Origin of the sequence: Steroidobacter agaridevorans, from assembly GCF_009932555.1 — a bacterium.
Taxonomy (GTDB): domain Bacteria; phylum Pseudomonadota; class Gammaproteobacteria; order Steroidobacterales; family Steroidobacteraceae; genus Steroidobacter; species Steroidobacter agaridevorans.
The window spans coordinates 12,826-31,828 of record NZ_BLJO01000016.1 but is presented as its reverse complement, the minus strand read 5'-3'; the positions used below and the strand labels follow the sequence as shown (position 1 = coordinate 31,828).

Below are 19,003 nucleotides of genomic sequence, written 5' to 3'. Positions count from 1 at the left end.
CCAGAAGGCGCTCACCCAGTCGCGCAGCAACTTCGCTCATTGTTTGATCTTCAGATCGCGCGCCGTGACTTGCTTGAATGAGAAACTCCGTCATTCCTAGGGACGTCCGGTAAAGCGTAGGCCCGGATGTACTTTCCGCCAGCAGTAACAATTACGAATTGCCGCTGGCTTTTCAAAGAAAGATAGGTCATCGGTGTCGCATCGCTAGGGGTCGGCAATCGATCTTCCCACAAAAGCTTTCCAGAGGTCGTCTCATACGCGCGGAAGGACTTCTCCATAGTGGCGCCAATAAATGTTAGGCCGCCCAACGTCACAACCGCTCCGCTGTTGGTAGACATTCCTACGGGGAGCGGGATCCGCGACGGGATTCCAAATGGGCCGGCGTCTCGCATCGTTCCGAACGGCTGTGTCCACAACAGTCGTCCCGTTTTCAGATCAATCGCGCTCAGACGGCCATATGGAGGTTTGGTGCACGGGATCTGCAAGGGTGACATGAATGATGCGGCAATGGATCCATACGGTGTACCGTCTCCAGGCCCTCCGAATCTCCATGGATTCATAAGCAATCCGAGATTGACGTTGCTGTTGAATGGATTGAGTGCATCAAGAATGAGCTGGTCGCTCAATGGCACAGGAGGGTGGCCTTTCCCAGGTACCAGTCTTTTTATACTCAGCCTGGTGACTTGTTCGCGCGAAATAAGTTGCACATGAAGTGGAAGATAGGTGGTGGTCACAACACCAATGCCACGCGCAGTATCGATGGCCATTCCCCCCCAATTCATGCCTCCAAAAAAGCTTGGCGATTGGATGGATGCGCCGACAGCCGGAGGGGTCAGAGTGCCGCTGTAACGTGCGGCTCTAAAGTGGATTCGACACCAAAGCTCATCGAGGGGCGTCACTCCCCACATGTCACTTTCTGTCAGGTCGCGCCCCCGAAATGAAGGCAAGGATGGAGAGATTGGTTGAGTCGGCGCGAGCCGTTCCTCCGGCACGGTGCCTTGTGGTGCCGGGATCTCGGTGACGGGAAAGAGGGGCTCGCCATTCTGACGATTGAGGACGAATATTTCTCCGCGCTTGGTTGGTTGTACCAATCCACGTATGAGACGTTTCCCGGATTGAAAATTGACCAGTGACGGTTGAGATGCGACATCGTAGTCCCATACATCGTGGTGAGTGGTTTGAAAAGACCATCTAGGCACTCCAGAAGTAACGTCGAGAGCAACCACGGAACTCGAATATCGATCGTCAAAAGCGCGTCGATTTCCCCCAAAGAAGTCGGGGGTAGCGTTGCCAGTGGGCACATACACGAGCCCGAGTTCATCATCGCCACTCATCGGAGCCCACGAATTGGGAGTGGAGTGTGTGTAGGTCTCTCCTGGGAGCGGTGCAAGAGTGCGGGACGGATCTCCCATATCCCACGCCCAAACCAATTTTCCGCTTAAAACGTCAAAAGCTCGAACCACGCCTGAGGGGCCGCCCCAGTACTGAAAATCCATGATGCGGCCACCAACTACAACTTTGTCGTGCACGATTGTTGGGGCCGATGTTACTTCGTAGTAGCCCGGGGGAACGCTACCAAGATCTGTTAGAAGCGAGACTTCGCCTCTTATTCCGAAATGCGAGCAGGCGCTCCCATCACGAGCGTCCAGCGCAATCAATCTGACATCAAAGGGGTCCTTCAGAACTATGGTGGAGATTATTCGTTCAGCGCAGTTGCCTTGTATGGAAGTCGAGCGGTAGTAGGCCAAACCTCGACAGCGCGCTGTACTGCGGGTACCAGCGATCACGGATCGCCAGATGCTCGACCCATTCTCAGCGTCCAACGCTATGGCGCCGTTTGGGGTGCAAACGAACAATGTGCGTCCTATTTTGAGTGGCGTTGTTTGATTGGCTATGTTGTCGGAGCCTGTGTACTCCCAAACCAACCGTAACCGGATCACATTCTCAGGGTCAATTTGGAGTAGTTCGCTAAAACGTGTTCCGCCCTGGTCATTGCCGTAATGACGCCAATCGCCGAATTCGGTGTTGGTTGATGTCCTAGCGGGAGTTATTGTGTATGAATGGTTGGAGGTTCCAATCTGGTACATCGGGTCTGGGCTACTGTGTGGAGGGGCTAGGGCACGGCATGCGATCCCAAATAGAATAATCGCGCCTCCTGCAGCAACCATGCGGCGTCGAGACGGGTTGTACCTTCCACGCGTTAGTTGGCTCTTGATGCCCTGAAATTGGAAGCCCATTCCTAGTGCGGCTAGTGCCGCAATGCGCGGCAATAGGGCCCATGTATCCCAGCCGAGCTCCCAGAGAGACCAAGCGACAGTACCAAGAGCAGTTAAGTTGTAAATCAGCATAGATTCTGCACGCCGTATCTGCAGCAGCAGAGCGCTTGCGGCGATGGCTATGCCGCTAATGAAATAGTATGGAGAGCCTCCGAGAAGGAGAAGACGTGCGCCTCCTATTGTCAGGGTGGCGCCCAACAGTAACAGCGAATATGCATAGACATAGAGGAACGTAGCCGGTCGCTGAGTGGGGTGTGGCATACAGATATCTATTTTACTGTGTGGAGCCAGTCCAGATAGACGTAAGCATCCTGCCGTAGATATGAGAGGTCATTCATCTTTCAACCAAGTGAATAGGCGGCCCTATCACAGCTGCGGGCCTGGCATGGCGTCTAGATCGGTTAACATATACAGATCTCAGTACCAGATCCAGCGTGTGGTCGCGCGCCACTCAGCTCTCTTCGATCAAACCGTGCGTGTCAGAGTAAACATTGTTTCATATTCAGCGACTGTCGAATGTGTAATGACGAGTGAACACCTGCTCAAGTGTTGATCCATCGCAGAGCCACTGAGTTCATTGATGGACGAAAAGTACAAACGTTTGACAGCCCGGCGCTAGCACGCGTTGCTGCTACAGATAATTCAAGGTAAGACGACAGTAGCCAAGCGCCAGCCGAGCTCGCGACCTTACACACTCAGAGACCGCGAAGTGAGTTGAGGATGGCAAGCGTGGCATGGAGAACACGTTGCGAGCCAACCCGCAGAATCTTCGCGAGCACTACTACAGGCTCACGAAGAAGGTTCCAGCAGCACAGGAGCGGTACGCTCAGCCCATCACACAGATGATGAGGAGAACCCGCGGTGCGGTGGCCAATCGGCTGAACAAGAGCACGGTACAGCGTGCCTCCAGCGGATGAACTGGCAGGTAGGCGAGCGATCCGTCGGTTTGAGGCCGAGTGCAAGCTCTGCTGACCCACTGCGTACCTCGCGGCCAGTACACGCGGGCCTCCTCGGATCTTGGTGCCGTGATTCTCAAAGAAAGACATCATTCCTGCGTGCCCTTGGTCGGGCGGATAACGAGCGAGTGAATTTCTTTGCCGAGTACCGTGCGTAGTTGGTCGAGTGCCTTTCGACTCTCAAGCTCGCTACGTGACGGTGACGTACACCGGGCCGGTGGTGAACCGGGCGCCAACGATCTCGGGAACGCCGGCCGCGACCGGGCAAGTCGGTGTCGTCTACCGGTTCAGGATCGACGCCTTCAGCACGCCGTTGTCCTTCACGAAGCCGATGATTCGCTGCGTCGCAGCCGGCCGGATCGCGTGACACGTCGGAAGACGGAACGCAGGTCACGGCGCTGCAAGGGCCTCAGATTGGCGCCGATATCAGCGGGCTCGAAGCCGGTTGCAAGCAAGCCGCGAAATGCTGCCAAGGGTGAGCCCAGTGGATACCGTTCGCGCCGCCATCGCGATCCCTTGTCGCGCGGGTCGTCCTTGAACCCGATCTGACTTGCCGAATCGACGACCTGCCTGCACTTGACCGTAGCCTCCATCACCGGCGAGCGCGTCAAATGAGCTCGTGGCGATGGACCTGTGCCGCGTGGGTAGTGGGCAGTGACGGCTAGGCTTTGCTCGCTCTCCTCATCAATTGCTGCATTTGAGAGCTGCAGGATGCCTTCTTGCTCGCCGCGGTCGATCCTGAACCGCCGAGGCGGCGCTCAGTGTTCATCGCGCGAGTCGACACGCTGAAGCGCCCATGCGTGCTGTACCCGTTGCGAGGCGTACATCACGCGAGCGGGATTTCCCAGCAACGGGAACTGTCTCTATGACAAAGGTAGACTTCATCAATCGCTGGAAGGAGCGCGCCGGCTGTGGCGGGGCGTGATCGCGGGTGGTCGTCGCAGTCCTTACAAGCGTTCAGAGTGGCGGTAAGAACATCGTGCAACTTTGCGCTGCCCCTCAATGAAACAATTCAAATACGCCGCGTCTGACCGGGGCAGTGCGTAGATTTGATGGACGAAGGACTGATTGCCTCCGCCGCCGAATCTGTGTGACCCAAGCGGTCGGCGCCGATCTAAGGAGCCTCGCCAGAAAATGCGGCACCCAGCGCTCACTACATTTGATCTAGAGTCTAAGAGAGCTCGGATCTAGGAGGCATGGCGTGTACACACGTCGAGAGTTTCTCACGCAAATGGCTGCCGCGGGTATTGCTGCCGAATCCCAAATGCATGATGCGGAGGTCTCGTCTGAACGGGTCGTTGCGGGGAAAAAACAGAATATGAAAACATACCAGGTCGCGCACGCAAACTTGACGGTTTCTCGCATAGCCTATGGCACTGCCACTCTGGGTCTTGAGCCTGACTATGCAGATGAGCGTTCGTTCAAGGAATCATATACGCGCGGATCCGCTGGGCCTATGGCTCCTGATGCAATTACAAAGGGTTTGAAGATTATAAATACGGCATACGAACACGGAATCACTCTGTTCGATCTTGCGCACACCTACGGCGGAGGAAAGGCAGAAATACTTTTCGGGGAAGTTATGAAGATGTCACCGGGATTGCGTAACAACATTACTATCCAATCCAAGTGCGGTGCCGATTCGAAGGGATTGAATTCGAGTTATGAACACATCGTCAGCGCCACCGAGGAGAGCTTGAGACGATTGCGAACGGATTATATCGACATTCTCTTGCTTCATGCGCATGATCACCTGGTGGAGCCCGATGAAGTTGCGCGTGCCTTCGACATCCTTAACAGAGGTGGAAGGGTGCGCTACTTTGGAGTCAGTAATCACACGATCCATCAAATTGAGTTACTCAAGAATTCCGTCGAACAGCCTCTAGTGGTTAATCAGATTAAACTGGGTTTGGCGAGCTGTTGTCCCATAGCGGGATCATTAGTGGATGCTCGCTATGCTGATTTTTCCGGCATCGTTGACTACTGCCGCGCGTCTGGGATGTTGGTACAAGCGTACTCGCCCTTGAAAGGGGAGTATGTTTGGGGGCGCACTCTAATAGATCCGGCTGATGATGCTCCATTGGAGTTCAAGCAAGCGGCGGTCCTCCTAGCAGACATTGCAAAGAAATACAGTGCGACCCCGGCACAAGTAATGTTGGCGTGGCTGTTGCGTCATCCGGCCGGTGTCGTCCCCATCACCGGTGCCACGAAGCCCGCGCACATCATCGAGAACTGTTCCGCGGATCGGCTAGAGATCAACCGACAGGATTGGTACGCATTGTTGGAGGCGGCAGTGAAGTTTCAGCGAAGGCCTTCCTAGTGTAGTAGAGCCGATTCACAGAAGAACAGATGGTGAGATCCTGCGCGAGGCGGACCAGTCGTCGGTCGCGGAGGTGGCCAAGAAGCACGGGATCAGTGACGTTACGATCTACGCCTGGCGCAAGCTGTTTGGGCAGCTCGAGCCCGTGGATGTGAAGCGCCTGCGCCAGCTCGAGCAAGAGCACGCCGAGCTCAAGAAGCTGCTGACCGAGCGTGATCTGGAGATCGCAGTCATGAAGGACGTCGCGGCAAAAAAGCGGTAAGCGCGCAGGAGCGTCGTCGACATGTGGCGTTCGTGTGCGAACGCGGCGCGGCGCAGCGACGAGCGTGCGCGCTGATGTCAGTGGCCAGATCCGCTTGGGATACGAGTGGCGAGTGGTGCGGCGAGATGCGCCAGTGGTGGCAGCATTGCACGAGCTGTCGGCGCAGTAACCGCGCTATGGTTATCGGCGCATCCAGGTGTCACCGACCGGCATATCGGAGCCAGGGCGTGATCGGCATATAGGAGCCACTCGATGATCGGCGTAATGGAGCCACGGCGTGATCGCCATAATGGAGCCACTGGCTGATCGGCATATAGGAGCCACACGGAGGGGCAAGACGGACATCTCGAACTGACATCGGCGGCTATCCTGCAGGCTTTTTGCCGGCGGGAGCGTCAGTGGGCCGACGGAGATTCGAGATGTTTCAGTATCGACAAGTCCTGGTCCGATTGCGCCAGGGCGATTCTGATCGCGACATTGCCCGCTCGCGATTGATGGGCCGGCCCAAGGTAGCTGCGTTTCGAGCGTTGGCAGCGACACACGGCTGGTTGGCGCCAGAGGGCACACTGCCGGATGACGCTGCGATCAGTGCAGCCGTTGGCCAAGCGCGTCGTGCGCGCAGCACGATATCCACTGCCCCATCGGGCGCAAGTCGAACGCTGGGTCGCCGAAGGCGTCGGCGGCATCGCTATCCATGCAGCCCTGTGCCGCGAGCACGGTTACCGAGGTAGTTACTCCGCCGTGCGTCGCATGCTCGCAAGCATCCGCGCCAGCTTGCCCCCAGATGTCACCGTGCCGCTGCTGTTCGCACCGGCGGACGCTGCCCAAGTCGACTTTGGCGCCGGACCGCTATTGATCGACCCCGCCCGCGGCGAGCCGCGACGAACGTGGTGTTTCGTGATGACGCTGTGTTTCTCACGACACCAGTATGTGGAGTTCGTGTTCGACCAGTCCGTGATGACTTGGCTCGGTTGCCATCGACGCGCCTTCGAGTGGTTCGCTGCCGTTCCCGCTCGCATCATCATCGACAACCCGAAGTGCGCGATCACGCGCGCCTGCGCGCGCGATCCATTGGTCCAGCGCGCTTACGCCGAGTGCGCCGAAGGCTACGGATTCAAGATCGATCCGTGTCCGCCGGCGGATCCGCAGAAGAAGGGGATCGTGGAGGCCGGCGTGAAGTACGTGAAGGGCAACTTCCTGCCGACGCGCAGCTTTCGCGATCTGTCCGATCTGAACGAGCAAGCGCGTCGCTGGGTATTGGAGGAAGCCGGCGTTCGCATCCATGGCACCACACGCCAGCAACCGCTTGAACGTTTCCTGCTTGAGAAGCCGCTGATGCGTGGATTACCGCCGGTCGCGCCGGATCTGGGATCCGGGCATCGCGTCGTGCTTCATCGTGATTGCCACGTGAAGTTCGATTACGTGCTGTATTCGGCGCCGTTCACGTTGGTCGGCCAGACTTTGTGGCTGCGTGCCACCGACATGTCTATCTCGATTTTCCAGGACTATCGGCTGGTCGCCAGCCACGCGCGTGCGCGCCGACCCGGCGATCGACGCACAGTGCTCGATCACTTGCCGCCGGAAGCGCGGACATTCTTCGCCAAGGATCGCCAATGGTGTTTGCATCAGGCACGTGTCGTCGGTCCCGCCTGCGCGGAGCTCATCGAGCAGTTGCTCGGCGATCGCATCGTTGAGCGACTCCGCGGCGCGCAAGGCGTGTTGGGATTTGCACAGACCTTTGGTGCCGCGCGCCTGGAAGCTGCCTGCCAACGTGCTCTCGCGCACGCGAGCCCCGCTTACCGCACAGTTAAGTCCATCCTAATCGGCGGATTCGATCGACTGCCGTCGGAAGCCGCTCCTCGGGAAAACGCGAACGTCTATGGCGGCAACGCTCGTTTCGCTCGTGACGCCAGAACGCTATTCGATAGCAAGGAGGACACCAAGCACTAATTTGTTTCCTTGCCTACCTCGAGCATCTCGCCCGATTTCCTTCTCATTCCTTTACCAGAGTAGTTATGAACCCGATTCCCGAACTCGCCCCGCACCTCAAGCAACTTCGCCTGTCCGGCATCCTCGATTCACTCGAGGCTCGCAATCGACAAGCGATCGACGCCAAGCTCGCTTACACGGAGTTTCTGGCACTGCTGATTCAAGATGAAGTCGCTCGCCGAGAGCAGAAGAAGTTCACATTGCGTCAGCGTCGCGCCACGTTCCGTTCGACCAAGACGATGGACCAGTTCGACTTTGAGCGATTGCCCAAGCTCAATCGCTCGCTCGTGCATGATCTGGCGACCGGTCGCTATCTCAGCGAACGCGCGCCCGTGCTCATCGTCGGCCAGGTCGGCGTCGGCAAAAGTCATCTCGCGCAGGCGCTCGGCCACTGCGCAATCCGTCAAGGCATCGATGTGTTGTTCACGCCCTGTGCGCAACTCACCGCCAGTCTCAATGCCGTCCGCGCTGCAGGTGCTTACGAGCGCAAGCTCGCCACATTGGCGCGCATTCCCTTGCTCATTATCGATGACTTCGGTCTCAAACCACTGCGGCCGCCCGCAGACGAAGACCTCCACGATCTCATCGCCGAACGCTATGAGCAGTCCTCCACCATCGTCACCAGCAATCTCGACTTCAACGAATGGGATCAGGCGTTCCCCAGCAATCGATTGCTCGCCTCAGCCACCGTCGACCGGCTGCGCCACAACGCCTACTGCCTCGTGCTCGACGGGCCGTCCGGACGCAATCCCAAAATCGCGCCGCCTGCTCAATCGATGCTTGCCAACATCAGCAAAGCCACCCATTCTTAACCCCTCTGGGATGTCCGTTTTCCTCCCCTGAAAACTGGCTTCATTACGCCGATCATCCCCGGCCTCTTTATGCCGATCGGTGACACCAGGTGTTCCTGGCCCGGCGAGGCCATGCGATGAGGGCGGATCGCACGCATCGCATCTGGAGACAGTACGGCTTCCAAAGGCCGAGGAAGCGGCCTCGACGACGCATCGCCGCTAGCCGCCCCTGAGCCGTTCCAGTGCTCGGTGCCAATCTGATCTTGGCTTATGACTTCGTGTTCGACGCCCGCGCCAATGGCCAGCAGCTGAAGTGCCTGACGGTGATCGATGAGTACTCCCGCGAGTGCCTAGCCATCGACGCGGCCGGCAGCATTCTCTCTGTCGCTTGATCGAGCATCTCTCGAAGCTTGTGAGCACGCATGACGCTCCACGGTATCTCAGATCCGACAATGGCTCGGAGTTCGTCTCCAGAGCGGTCCTGCGCTGGCCCACGGAGACGAACATCGACACCGCACACATCGACGCCGGCAAGCCGTGGCAGAACGGCTCGAACGAATCCTTCAACGGGAAGTTTCGAGACGAGTGTCTGAACATGCAGTGGTTCAAGAATCGAATCGATGCGAAGATGCTGATCGAGAAGTGCAGGCAGGAGTACAACGAGATCCGTCGGAATTCGAGTCTCGGTCAGTTCACGCCGCTGCAGTTCAAACAGACCCTGTCAACAACAACCGCGGATCGTTTTCCGCATTATACGATGAGATTGGCAGAGCCCTGCGACAAACGTTCGCCTGATGAGTGGACGCTACAATCCTCAGCTCGAGACCACGCAAACCAGTTCCCCCTAAAGCCGAAGCTGCAGCGCCTGCCGTTGGCATGGCGATCATTGAACGGTAACGACCGCAACTCTAGGTAGTAGAAGCAGCTGGATTGCACGGTATGTTGGAAACTAAGCAAGGAGCATCCTCGTTTGGTTATCTCACGGTGGCGGGTCTGCTGAGGATCGACAGAATCAGCGTCGATGGTTTTCCAGGGGAGCCTTGGCAGATTCAAAAATGGCCGTGGGCTTCCGGCCGAGGATTTGAGCTTTGGCATTGGTGGCAAGAGTAGCGAACGGACGCTGGGGAACCTATCTGTGTCGCGCCTTGAGTGGTCGTGATGAAGGGGGCGCTGGCCTTCGTGATCGACTGCTGCACTCGCGACGCCGACTCGCAGCGATTGTGGTGCACTTCCAACAATCTAATTGTCCGCTAGGGATCGTGCCGGCGACCGAGACGGACTCCGGTCCATCTTGCTCTGCGCTCTCGAAGTGCGACTAGTAGCGAGCTGTCGTCGTAGGAACGCGTGCATTATGGGCCGCCGTCGCCGACCGCACGGTCTATCTACGAACCGTCCTTAGAGGGCACGGGATTTTAGACCGGGTACGTGGGCAAATCTGGCAACAACCCTCATCGCGCACAGCGTGTGTTGAAGCACGCATGGAGCGGCGGGTATTCACTTATGCGCGTCACTCTCGGGACGATCGAGCGCTCTGATCGACAGCTGCAGCCCATAGGAGGGCAGAAGGGATCACGCAGTTTACTGGGTCTTTGACTCAAGGATCGTTTGCTTACCCAGCAATATGCCGTATGCCCGGAGTCGTATGCCGAATCGTCGCGAATTCCTTGCACAAACCGCAGCCACCTGTGTGGGATCCGGGCTTACCAGTGGCACTCTGCGGGCCGTAGCCAGTGAAAAGGATGTAGTTCCAAACAGTACCCGCTTGGCTTCGACGCCTTTACGCATTCTCATGCTCGGCGGAACCGGGTTCATTGGTCCTCATCATGTCCGCGCGGCCTTGCAGCGGGGACACAAGATATCCGTGTTCAATCGTGGCAGGAGGGCGACGGAGCTGCCATCAGAGGTGGAGCAGCTGACTGGAGACCGAAATAGCGACTTGGAATCGATCAAGGGTCGCGACTGGGACGCGGTTATCGACACTGCCACCTATGGTCCAATCTGGGTGCGCACGCTAGGGCAGGCGCTCAAAGACCGAGTGGGACACTATACCTTTATTTCTACAGTGGGGGTCTACGATCACCCCGGTGCGAATGAGGATGGCACCGATGAAACGAACAAGCGGGCGGAATACAAAGGCGCGGATGCCTATTCGATTACTCAGTCCCAGAATTTGAGTCAGTACGGGGAACTGAAGGCACTATGCGAAACGGAGGCTGAGAAGCAATTCCCAGAAAGAACTCTCATCGTCCGTCCCGGCACCATTGTTGGCCCCAACGACAGTGGCGGTGTGTTCACGTATTGGGCGATGCGTATTGAGGCTGGGGGCGAAATTCTGGTCGCTGGAGATCCGCTGTCGCCGGTCCAGATGGTTGATGTACGCGACATCGCCGAATGGGTCATTCGCATGATTGAGATCGGAGAGACAGGTGCTTTCAATTTAGTAGGTCCTGCTCTGCCGCTGGGCTGGGCCGAGTTTCTCGGCGCGCTCCGCGGCTTGTCATCGTCAGAAGTATCACTCACTTGGGTTCCTGTTGAATGGGTCAGAAAGCAAGGAATTTCATCGCCCTTGAGCAGTGTGCTCTTCTGGCCGGCGGAAGTAGGCTTCCCCGGGATCATGCGCATGAAGAATGACAAGGCGCGCAGCAAGGGACTGACGTTCCGACCCATCTCAGTAACGGTATCTGACACGCGAGCCTGGTTCAGAAATCAGGCTGTAGACCGCCAGAAGCAACTACTGATGGGATTGGATGGAACGAACAAGGCGTTGGAGGAATCGATGGCTATCGAACGGGAGCTGCTTGCCGCGTGGCACAGCCGCGAGAACTAGCCAAAGGTTTGATGACCGAAACTTTGAATTATTTACCTATGGCTACTGCAGAAAACTTGGCTGGGGCCGCAAAGATACTGTGCTTGCACGCCGTTGAGGCGTATCTCTTGCTCGGGATTTTTGGAGTATCACGAGCAGAGGATTTGTCAGTCGGAGCACCTGCCGAGACGATGGTGAGAACATCCGGCGGTGCCCAGACATATTGGGTGGAACAGCTTGCGGAGGGGCTAAATTTCCCGTCTTCGATGGCTTGGTTGCCCAATGGCGATATTTTGATCACCGAACGGATGGGTAATCTACGTGTGATGCACAAGGGAAAGTTAGATCCGCAACCTGTGCCGGGCACCCCTCCGAGCTATCATAGCGTGTACGATGGAATCAGAGACATCGCACTCGACCCGGATTTCAAGAACAATCGACTACTCTATTTATATCTTTCCGAGGGCACGTTCGAGTCTCGGCGCGCAGCGGTATACCAGGCCCGATTGGACCGGGGAGGCCTTGCCAATCCCAGGCGCATCTTTCTGTCCAGTGAGGCAGTCGGCGGCGCTTCGGTATCCATCGTATCGAGGATGACGCTTCTGAAGGATGGTACCTTGTTGTTCGGCGTAGCCGAGGATCACGCGCAAGCGCGCGCGCAGGACCTCCACTCGCACATGGGCAAGATTCTGAGAATCCATCGTGATGGGTCTATCCCGGTCGACAATCCGTTCATTAACACGCCGGGAGCACTTCCCGAGATCTGGTCGTACGGGCATCGCATTCCGATGGGGTTTTATCAGGACCCGAGTACGGGGGAGCTCTGGGAGATCGAACCTGGTCCACGGGGTGGCGATGAACTAAACCTCCTCAAGGCAGGTGCAAACTATGGATGGGCGAAGGCTAGCTGGGGATTCGCCTACCTAAACAAGGGGCTGGAAGCCCCTGTCCAGAGCGGGCCAGGGATTGAGGATCCCGTATACGTTTGGATGCCCTCGGTGACACCGGCAGGGATCACCCGCTATGTAGGTGGAGTGTTCCCGCCTTGGGATGGAGATTTATTCATTGGAAATCTCAGCGGTAAGGCATTATTGCGCTTGAAGATTTCAGATAGGCAAGTCGTAGTTCAGGAACGGATGCTGCATGACCTTGATGAGCGTATTCGCGACGTGAGGCTCGGCCCGGATGGTTATCTGTACCTGTTGACTGATCATCAAAATGGCAGGGTCCTCAAATTGCGCAGTGGCTATCCCGCCGAGAGCGATCAAGCCCGCGTTGCTCGGAAGCTTGGTCAACCGATGGCTATCCCTGGACCAGGGCTGCCTAAAGGCGGTGAGGAGCAACTGGCGTTAATGCAACCTGGAGACTTTGCGCAGGGCCGGCAGGAATTTCTTGAGCGCTGCGCGGGCTGTCACAGTATTAGTCCGTCGATAAGTGGCGGAGAGCTCGGCCCGGATTTGGAAAACGTGTATGACAGTTTCATGGGGCGGAAGCGTGGCTATGAGTACTCGACGAGCATGTCGGGTCGTGCGCTGATCTGGGACTTCGCGACATTGAATCAGTTCTTAGCGGCTCCTCAGCATCTCGCGCCTGGCACGAAGATGACGGCACCACCTGTAACCGATGCTCAAACGCGGAGAAACATCATCGGCTTTCTGAAACAACAGTCATCGTCCCACTGAGCCCTAGCGTTCAGGACCCATGCGGAGGGGAGGGAAGGTGACCGTTCGCGTACCATCCTGCAATTTACGATAACATTGACTCCGCAGTCGCGAACTCGCTCAAGGCGAACAATTAGTCGCGCTCGAGCGTCTTTACGAGCGCCTCGGTCATTCCATTCGACTCGAGCGAGACCGCGTAAGTAGCATTCGGAATGCAATCTATTAGCTTGTCGGTGCTAATCAAACTGAAGAACGCAGCTGCCCATACCGCCGTCATCGGCGCCCGCGATGAGACAACCGCTGATCAGGAATCCGGCAATTCGAAGACCCATAAGGTAGAGTTTGCGGCCATGGGAACACTAATTTCGGGCACCAAGGTCGGGAATACGTAGGAGTTGCCGGCGATGCTCCCAACTACCATTGCCACATATTGTTTTCCGTTCGCAAGATAGCTAATAGGCGTCGAATTAGGTACAGCATTCAGCTTCGTCTTCCACAGCTCTGTGCCCGTGTCGGCGTCGTAAGCCGTAAACACGCGATCTAACGCGCCAGCAAAAACAAGACCGCCCGCTGTCGCCAGTACTCCCGTCATCTGCGGAGCGCGCTGCCGGGCCACCCATAGTGTTTTGCGAGTCGTGAGATCGATCGCTTGCACGCGCCCGTACTTGCCATCGCTATCGGGTCGTGGACGTAGCGTGATCTCGTCACCTGTCGTGAGATAGCTAGGTTCACCTTTGTCTTGAGGAATCATATCCATGCACGATTCTACCAACGGTACATACAAAACGCGAGTGGCTGGATTGTAAGAAGCGGGATACCAAGTCTTCACTCCAGCCATATGAGGACAGACCATTATTCTCCTTCCGTACCCGGGAATGAGGTTTGGGTCGATGGTTTTAATGCCAGTTTTAGGATCTATCGCTGTAACGACGTTTTGCAGCCCAAGGTCAATCGAGAACGCATATTGGCCCGTTGCAGGATCAAGAGCGTCGTAGATTGCGACTTTCCCGGCAGTGATAACAACTTTACGTATGTAGCCGTCGATCGGGAGATGCACAATTTGTCTCTCGAACGCCCAATCAAAGTCCCATTGATCGTTCGGCAAATGCTGGTAATACCAAATCAGCCTTCCAGTCATGGGATCTAAGGCCACGGTTGTATTGGTATATAGTGCGTCATTGGAAAGTCCCCGTCCCTTCACCAAATCACGAAGCGGCGCCGTGTCATACGTCGGTGCCGGGCCAAAGAACGCGAGGTTTAGGTCTGCATCGTAACTACCCGCAGTCCAAACGGAGCCCCCACTGCGCTTTTCAGGATCGATGCCATTCCAGGAACTATCGTTGGGGTCACCCGGTCGCGCAATGGTGTGGAAGCGCCACAGAATATTGCCGGTTTCGGCATCCAATCCGACGATCGATCCACCACCGGGCTGACGGTTCCCAATTATTCCCTGCATTACGACTCCACGCGCTACCAGAGGGCCGCCATGCGTGAGTGACAGTCTGAAATCGGCGATTGCTTGTTCCCAAATGACTTTTCCCGTTTTAAAGTCAAGCGCGACCACGCTGGCATCCGACGCGGTGAAGTACACCTTGTTATCGTACAGAGCGATGTTTCGATGTACCGTGCTAGCAGCTCCCGTGGGAAGTTTACGAACGTAATGCCAAAGCTCATCGCCGGTCGCCGCATCAAGTGCCTGTATATGGTCGTTAAAACTATGCACAAAAACCACGCCATCGTGGACAAGTGGAGTGGACTGATTCGGGCCAGCTGGTAATGCAAGGCTCCACGCAACGCGAAGCGATTTGACGTTTCGTTTTGTTATTTGAGTGAGCGGACTGAAACCAATCGCATCCTGAGTGCGTCTCCAACTCAGCCAACTGCCATCCGATGGATGTTTAAGCAAATCGTCGGTAACAGGTCTTAAGTTATCCAGTGGATTCGCTCTAGGCGGCCACGGGGGCAATGTGATCCCTTCGGAGAGCTTCCATCCCGGCCTCGAGATATCAACGAACCATGATCTTTCTCCGGGTAAGGTCATTGTGTCAAGCGAAGTAATGTCGTCCGGCAGCGCAGCCGGGCCGGGTTTCATGCCATTTGATTTGAGAATAAAAGCGATGATTTCTGTATAGGCCTGAGAGTGGAGTGCGCCACTATTTCCCGGTGGCATGGTCGCTTTGATCCACGAAAAGAATGCGCCAAGTGGTTGGCCGCCCCAACGGCTGAGAAATCGGTCTCCAATAAGAGCTGGCGCGAAGTCCGTGCCACGCAATGTTTCTCCGTGACAGCGAGAACAGTACTCTGTGTATCTCGACTCGCCTGTTTCGGCCTGCATCGATGTGAATGCTGGAGTGTCTTGCGACTGAGCCGTTGAGCAGGAAAATGTAAAAATTCCTACAGAGAGAATTAGCTGCAGAAGGGACAGCTCTCCCTTGCGCGACGGAGTGGAGTTCGTGGAGCTTTGATCGCAACGTTTCGTGTTCAAAGAGGCACTATTATGACTGGTTGAAAGTGGCATGCATGCATCCCTGAGGCATTCCTTTCTGTTTACGGATCGTGCAGCACCATATGGCTCGTGGACGGTAGGTCGTGATGTGCGTGCCTATTCGACAGATTCGTGCGTGCCGAAATCGTTTGTTTCTGCGGCCATAATGGGAAGTTCGTAGCCCTAGAAAAAAATTGAGGTGGGTATGTCTCAGTGATTGGGTATTTGACGTAGGTAGGAGTATCGCGGCGAAAGACAGCGTTCGCCACCGAAACAAGTCTGCTGGACGGGACGGGTGGCAGGACTTGCATGTGAGTTCCGGTGCGTCAGTAGCTGGCTGAGTGCGTAGTAGTTCGCGTGTTTCTTGTAGCAGCGGCCAATAGACCAGAGTCATGCGGTTAGGGCACGGCTGTCGACGACATGCGAAGCGTCGAAGCAGGGTTCCGGACGGGCGCCGATCCCCGGGCCGGCTTGCAGTGTGTGGGGTACTTTGCACGCTGCAATTTTTTTCTGGCGTCGAACGTTGAGCGAGTGAGCTCCGGATCATTGTCGATTCGCACAGCCCTCAGGCCTGTGTTGCCGATCTATCCACGCTCACGGATATCGCGGCTTCAGGTCAGCCACAAAGAGAGCTCCGCGTCAGCAACAGCGAGTAGGTTTTGGCGTCTGGCCACTGATAGGCGATCGAATCATGCAGCACTGCCGCTGCGGTCAGCGCCGAGGGGGGCGTCCTCCTTTGTGAAGCCCGAAGGGGCCCGAGATTCTGAGAGATGGCGGCTTCGCCAGCAGCAGGAAGATGAGCTGCCGGAGCCTTCTATATTGATCGGCTGCCTTCCTCATTGAGGTCGCGTGACGCGCTTTCGCTTCCCCTAAGTTTCTAGCTGCTGCGACTCCGTACACAGGCAGCTGTTTCTGTTGCGTTCCGCGGAGACGCCAATGAGCTTTTCTAGCTCTCACTCGACGGGCAACTACACACGGTGAGGTCAACGGTGCTTTCCGGCCGATCTCTCGCATGGAGCGTGTTTGCGAGCTGATCACAAAGGTTGGCCCGACATGTCGGGCGGCGCCGCCGCGGTACAAGATAGCAGCTAGGTTGCCGATGGGAATCACGAGACAGTGGTGTGTGTGTTTAGCTGGTATTCTCAGTTCGTGCCTTCTATGTGCGGCTGAGTCGCCCCAGCAATCGAAGCCTCAATTCCAAGGAAAAAACTCAGAAATAGCGAAAGTTTCTGCTCCCAGTTGGCCGCAGCCAATCAAGGCGCCGGATAAAGCTCCGAACGTCGTACTGATTCTACTTGATGACGTTGGATTTGGTGCCTCAAGCGCTGTCGGCGGACCGGTTCAAATGCCGGAACTCGAGCGCTTGGCCTCGCGGGGGCTGCTATACAACCGGTTCCATGTGACCGCGCTTTGCTCGCCCACGCGCGCAGCGCTGCTGGGCGGTCGCAACGATCATCGTATGGGGTTTGGAACGATAAGCGAAGTGGTTCGAGGATTTCCCGGCTACAACGGCGTGTGGAAGAAGAGCACCGCATCAATCGCCGACGTTCTAAGGCGCAATGGCTATAGCACCGCTGCCTTTGGCAAATGGCACAACACGCCGCTATCTGAAGTGACTCCAGTCGGGCCTTTTGATCGGTGGCCAACGGGGCTTGGATTTGAGTACTTCTATGGATTTTTGAAAGGCAACGACAGCCAATTTGAGCCGGTACTGCATCGGAACACGACCTTGATTGCCGCTCCTAAGTCGCCGGCTCAGGGTTATCACTTTACTACCGACATTACAGATGAGGCGGTTCGCTGGTTGAGAACTCAGGAGTCCCTGGCGGCGGATAAACCCTATTTCCTGTATTTCGCACCAGCGGCGGCCCACGGTCCGCAGCAGGTCTCCCGCGAATGGAGCGAGAAGTATCGCGGACAGTTCAGCCAAGGCTGGGATACGTTGCGAGAGTCCATTTTCGAGCGGGAGAAAGCACTGGGAGTGATTCCCGACAATGCCCGGCTAACCTCGCGACCCAAGGAACTACCCGCCTGGGTTTCGTTGTCTCCTGAGCAGAAGCAGGTTTACGCGCGACAGATGGAAGTGTATTCCGGCTTTCTCTCGCATGCTGATTATGAAATTGGGCGGTTGCTGCGGGAAGTGCGTGCGGGTCCGCGCGGCGACAACACGCTGATCTTCTACATCGCTGGAGATAACGGTGCTGATATTCTGGGTGGAGTAGAGATCTGGCAGCCGGAGCAGGCGAAGTTTGAGCTGCAGACGGTAGACGAATTGGGTAGCGATCGGCGTTACAACTATATGGTGGCTGGATGGGGTTGGGCGACAGATGCTCCTTTTCAATGGGGAAAGGGCGTGGCCTCTCACCTGGGAGGGGTTCGTGTGCCTATGGTTGTGTCCTGGCCAGAGCGAATCAGAGATTCGGGTGGGATCCGCAGCCAATTCACCGATGTCACTGACGTTGCATCGACCATCTACGAGGTTTCAGGAGTCAACATGCCTGCCTATGTGGATGGTGTCCCGCAGCTACCTTTGGACGGCTTGAGTTTTGCGTATAGCTTCAATGACGCGAGCGCGCGTTCACGTCGTCGTACCCAGATCTTTGAGCAGCTAGGCAATCGCGCGATCTATCACGATGGTTGGTGGGCGTCAGCCCGACCCACGAATCCATGGGTTTGGGCGCGCGGAGGGTATCATGGTCAGGGCCTGGATAACTTTGATCACGATCGTTGGGAGCTGTACAAGATCGACGACGATTTTAGTCAAGCCAAGGATCTGTCGAGTCGGTACCCGGAAAAGCTCGAGGAATTGAAGAAACTCTTTGACAGCGAGGCGAGCAAGAGTGATGTATATCCTTTAGCTCGATACGGTTCGGGTGATATGCCGTCAATCATCTCAGGAAGCCGAACCTTCACTTACTCCCCCAATCAATTGCCCATCCAGCTCTATGGCAACTCCGTGGTAGACTTTAAGCGGTCTCACCGGATTAGCGCGACCGCATCTATACCCAAGCAAGGTGCGGAGGGGATCCTGCTGTCGTATGGTCAGCATCACTGCGGATTTGTTCTGTACATGTTGGATGGCCGACTGGCATACGAATACAGAAGCTGTACACGACGGAATGAGAAGGCTCTGACAACTTCGAATAGGGCCGTGCCCGTCGGAGATGTCGAACTGGCTTATCAGTTCACGTCCAAGGATTCGTCGCAGCAATATTCCTCCTTCCGCCGTAGTGTTCAGGGGGTTGGCAAGTTATTTATTAACGATGAGCTGGTTGGCGAGATGGAAGTAACGGATTTCGGAGTGCCGATGCTCGGTTCAATGATGATGTTCGGTACCCTCGATATTGGACAGTCAGGGGCATCTCAGGTCAGTGAGTCATACAAAGCTCCCTTCAAGTTCACCGGAGAGATCAACAAGGTTACGGTGGAACTGAAATGAAGTCACATGGGGTGATTG

The 19,003-nt window shown here is 56.3% G+C and carries 8 protein-coding genes and 4 pseudogenes; 10 read left to right on the top strand and 2 right to left on the bottom strand.

Features of this window, described 5'->3' with window-relative positions; all coding sequences use genetic code 11:
- Positions 1-50: 50 nt before the first annotated feature.
- On the bottom strand, positions 51-2,087 hold the full coding sequence (locus GYH35_RS34220; protein WP_235936906.1) for a pyrroloquinoline quinone-dependent dehydrogenase: 2,037 nt from the start codon (positions 2,085-2,087) through the stop codon (positions 51-53).
- Positions 2,088-2,901: 814 nt separating this feature from the next.
- On the opposite strand from GYH35_RS34220, the pseudogene GYH35_RS35575 reads away from it, so the two are divergent.
- From GYH35_RS35575 to GYH35_RS34175, 9 genes and pseudogenes are all read left to right on the top strand, one after another.
- Positions 2,902-3,193: pseudogene (locus GYH35_RS35575) on the top strand (DUF1153 domain-containing protein).
- 205 nt (positions 3,194-3,398) lie between these two features.
- On the top strand, positions 3,399-3,599 hold the full coding sequence (locus GYH35_RS34215) for a hypothetical protein (protein WP_161830724.1): 201 nt from the start codon (positions 3,399-3,401) through the stop codon (positions 3,597-3,599).
- A gap of 834 nt (positions 3,600-4,433) precedes the next feature.
- Positions 4,434-5,552 carry an aldo/keto reductase gene (locus tag GYH35_RS34210; RefSeq protein WP_161830723.1) on the top strand — a complete coding sequence of 373 codons (1,119 nt, stop codon included), beginning with the start codon at positions 4,434-4,436 and terminating at the stop codon, positions 5,550-5,552.
- 29 nt (positions 5,553-5,581) lie between these two features.
- Positions 5,582-5,980, top strand: a pseudogene (locus GYH35_RS35075) (transposase); the annotation flags it as partial.
- Positions 5,981-6,233: 253 nt separating this feature from the next.
- Positions 6,234-7,764, top strand: a pseudogene (istA, locus tag GYH35_RS34200) (IS21 family transposase).
- A 65-nt stretch (positions 7,765-7,829) separates the two neighbouring features.
- Entirely contained in the window at positions 7,830-8,615 is a 786-nt protein-coding gene (gene istB / locus GYH35_RS34195) for an IS21-like element helper ATPase IstB (RefSeq protein ID WP_161830721.1), read from the top strand.
- Positions 8,616-8,704: 89 nt separating this feature from the next.
- Positions 8,705-9,303 (top strand): annotated as a pseudogene (locus GYH35_RS35070) (integrase core domain-containing protein); the annotation flags it as partial.
- A gap of 933 nt (positions 9,304-10,236) precedes the next feature.
- On the top strand, positions 10,237-11,421 hold the full coding sequence (locus GYH35_RS34180) for an NAD-dependent epimerase/dehydratase family protein (RefSeq protein ID WP_161830718.1): 1,185 nt from the start codon (positions 10,237-10,239) through the stop codon (positions 11,419-11,421).
- An 11-nt stretch (positions 11,422-11,432) separates the two neighbouring features.
- Positions 11,433-13,082, top strand: coding sequence for a PQQ-dependent sugar dehydrogenase (locus GYH35_RS34175; RefSeq protein ID WP_161830717.1), 1,650 nt, complete (start codon positions 11,433-11,435; stop codon positions 13,080-13,082).
- A gap of 283 nt (positions 13,083-13,365) precedes the next feature.
- Here GYH35_RS34175 and GYH35_RS34170 read toward each other — a convergent pair whose 3' ends face one another.
- Positions 13,366-15,396 carry an outer membrane protein assembly factor BamB family protein gene (locus GYH35_RS34170; protein ID WP_407700242.1) on the bottom strand — a complete coding sequence of 677 codons (2,031 nt, stop codon included), beginning with the start codon at positions 15,394-15,396 and terminating at the stop codon, positions 13,366-13,368.
- A gap of 1,249 nt (positions 15,397-16,645) precedes the next feature.
- Between GYH35_RS34170 and GYH35_RS34165 the strand changes: the two genes are divergently transcribed.
- Positions 16,646-18,985 (top strand): arylsulfatase, encoded by a 2,340-nt coding sequence (locus GYH35_RS34165; RefSeq protein WP_161830715.1) that lies wholly within the window; start codon positions 16,646-16,648, stop codon positions 18,983-18,985.
- The last annotated feature ends 18 nt before the right edge of the window (positions 18,986-19,003 follow it).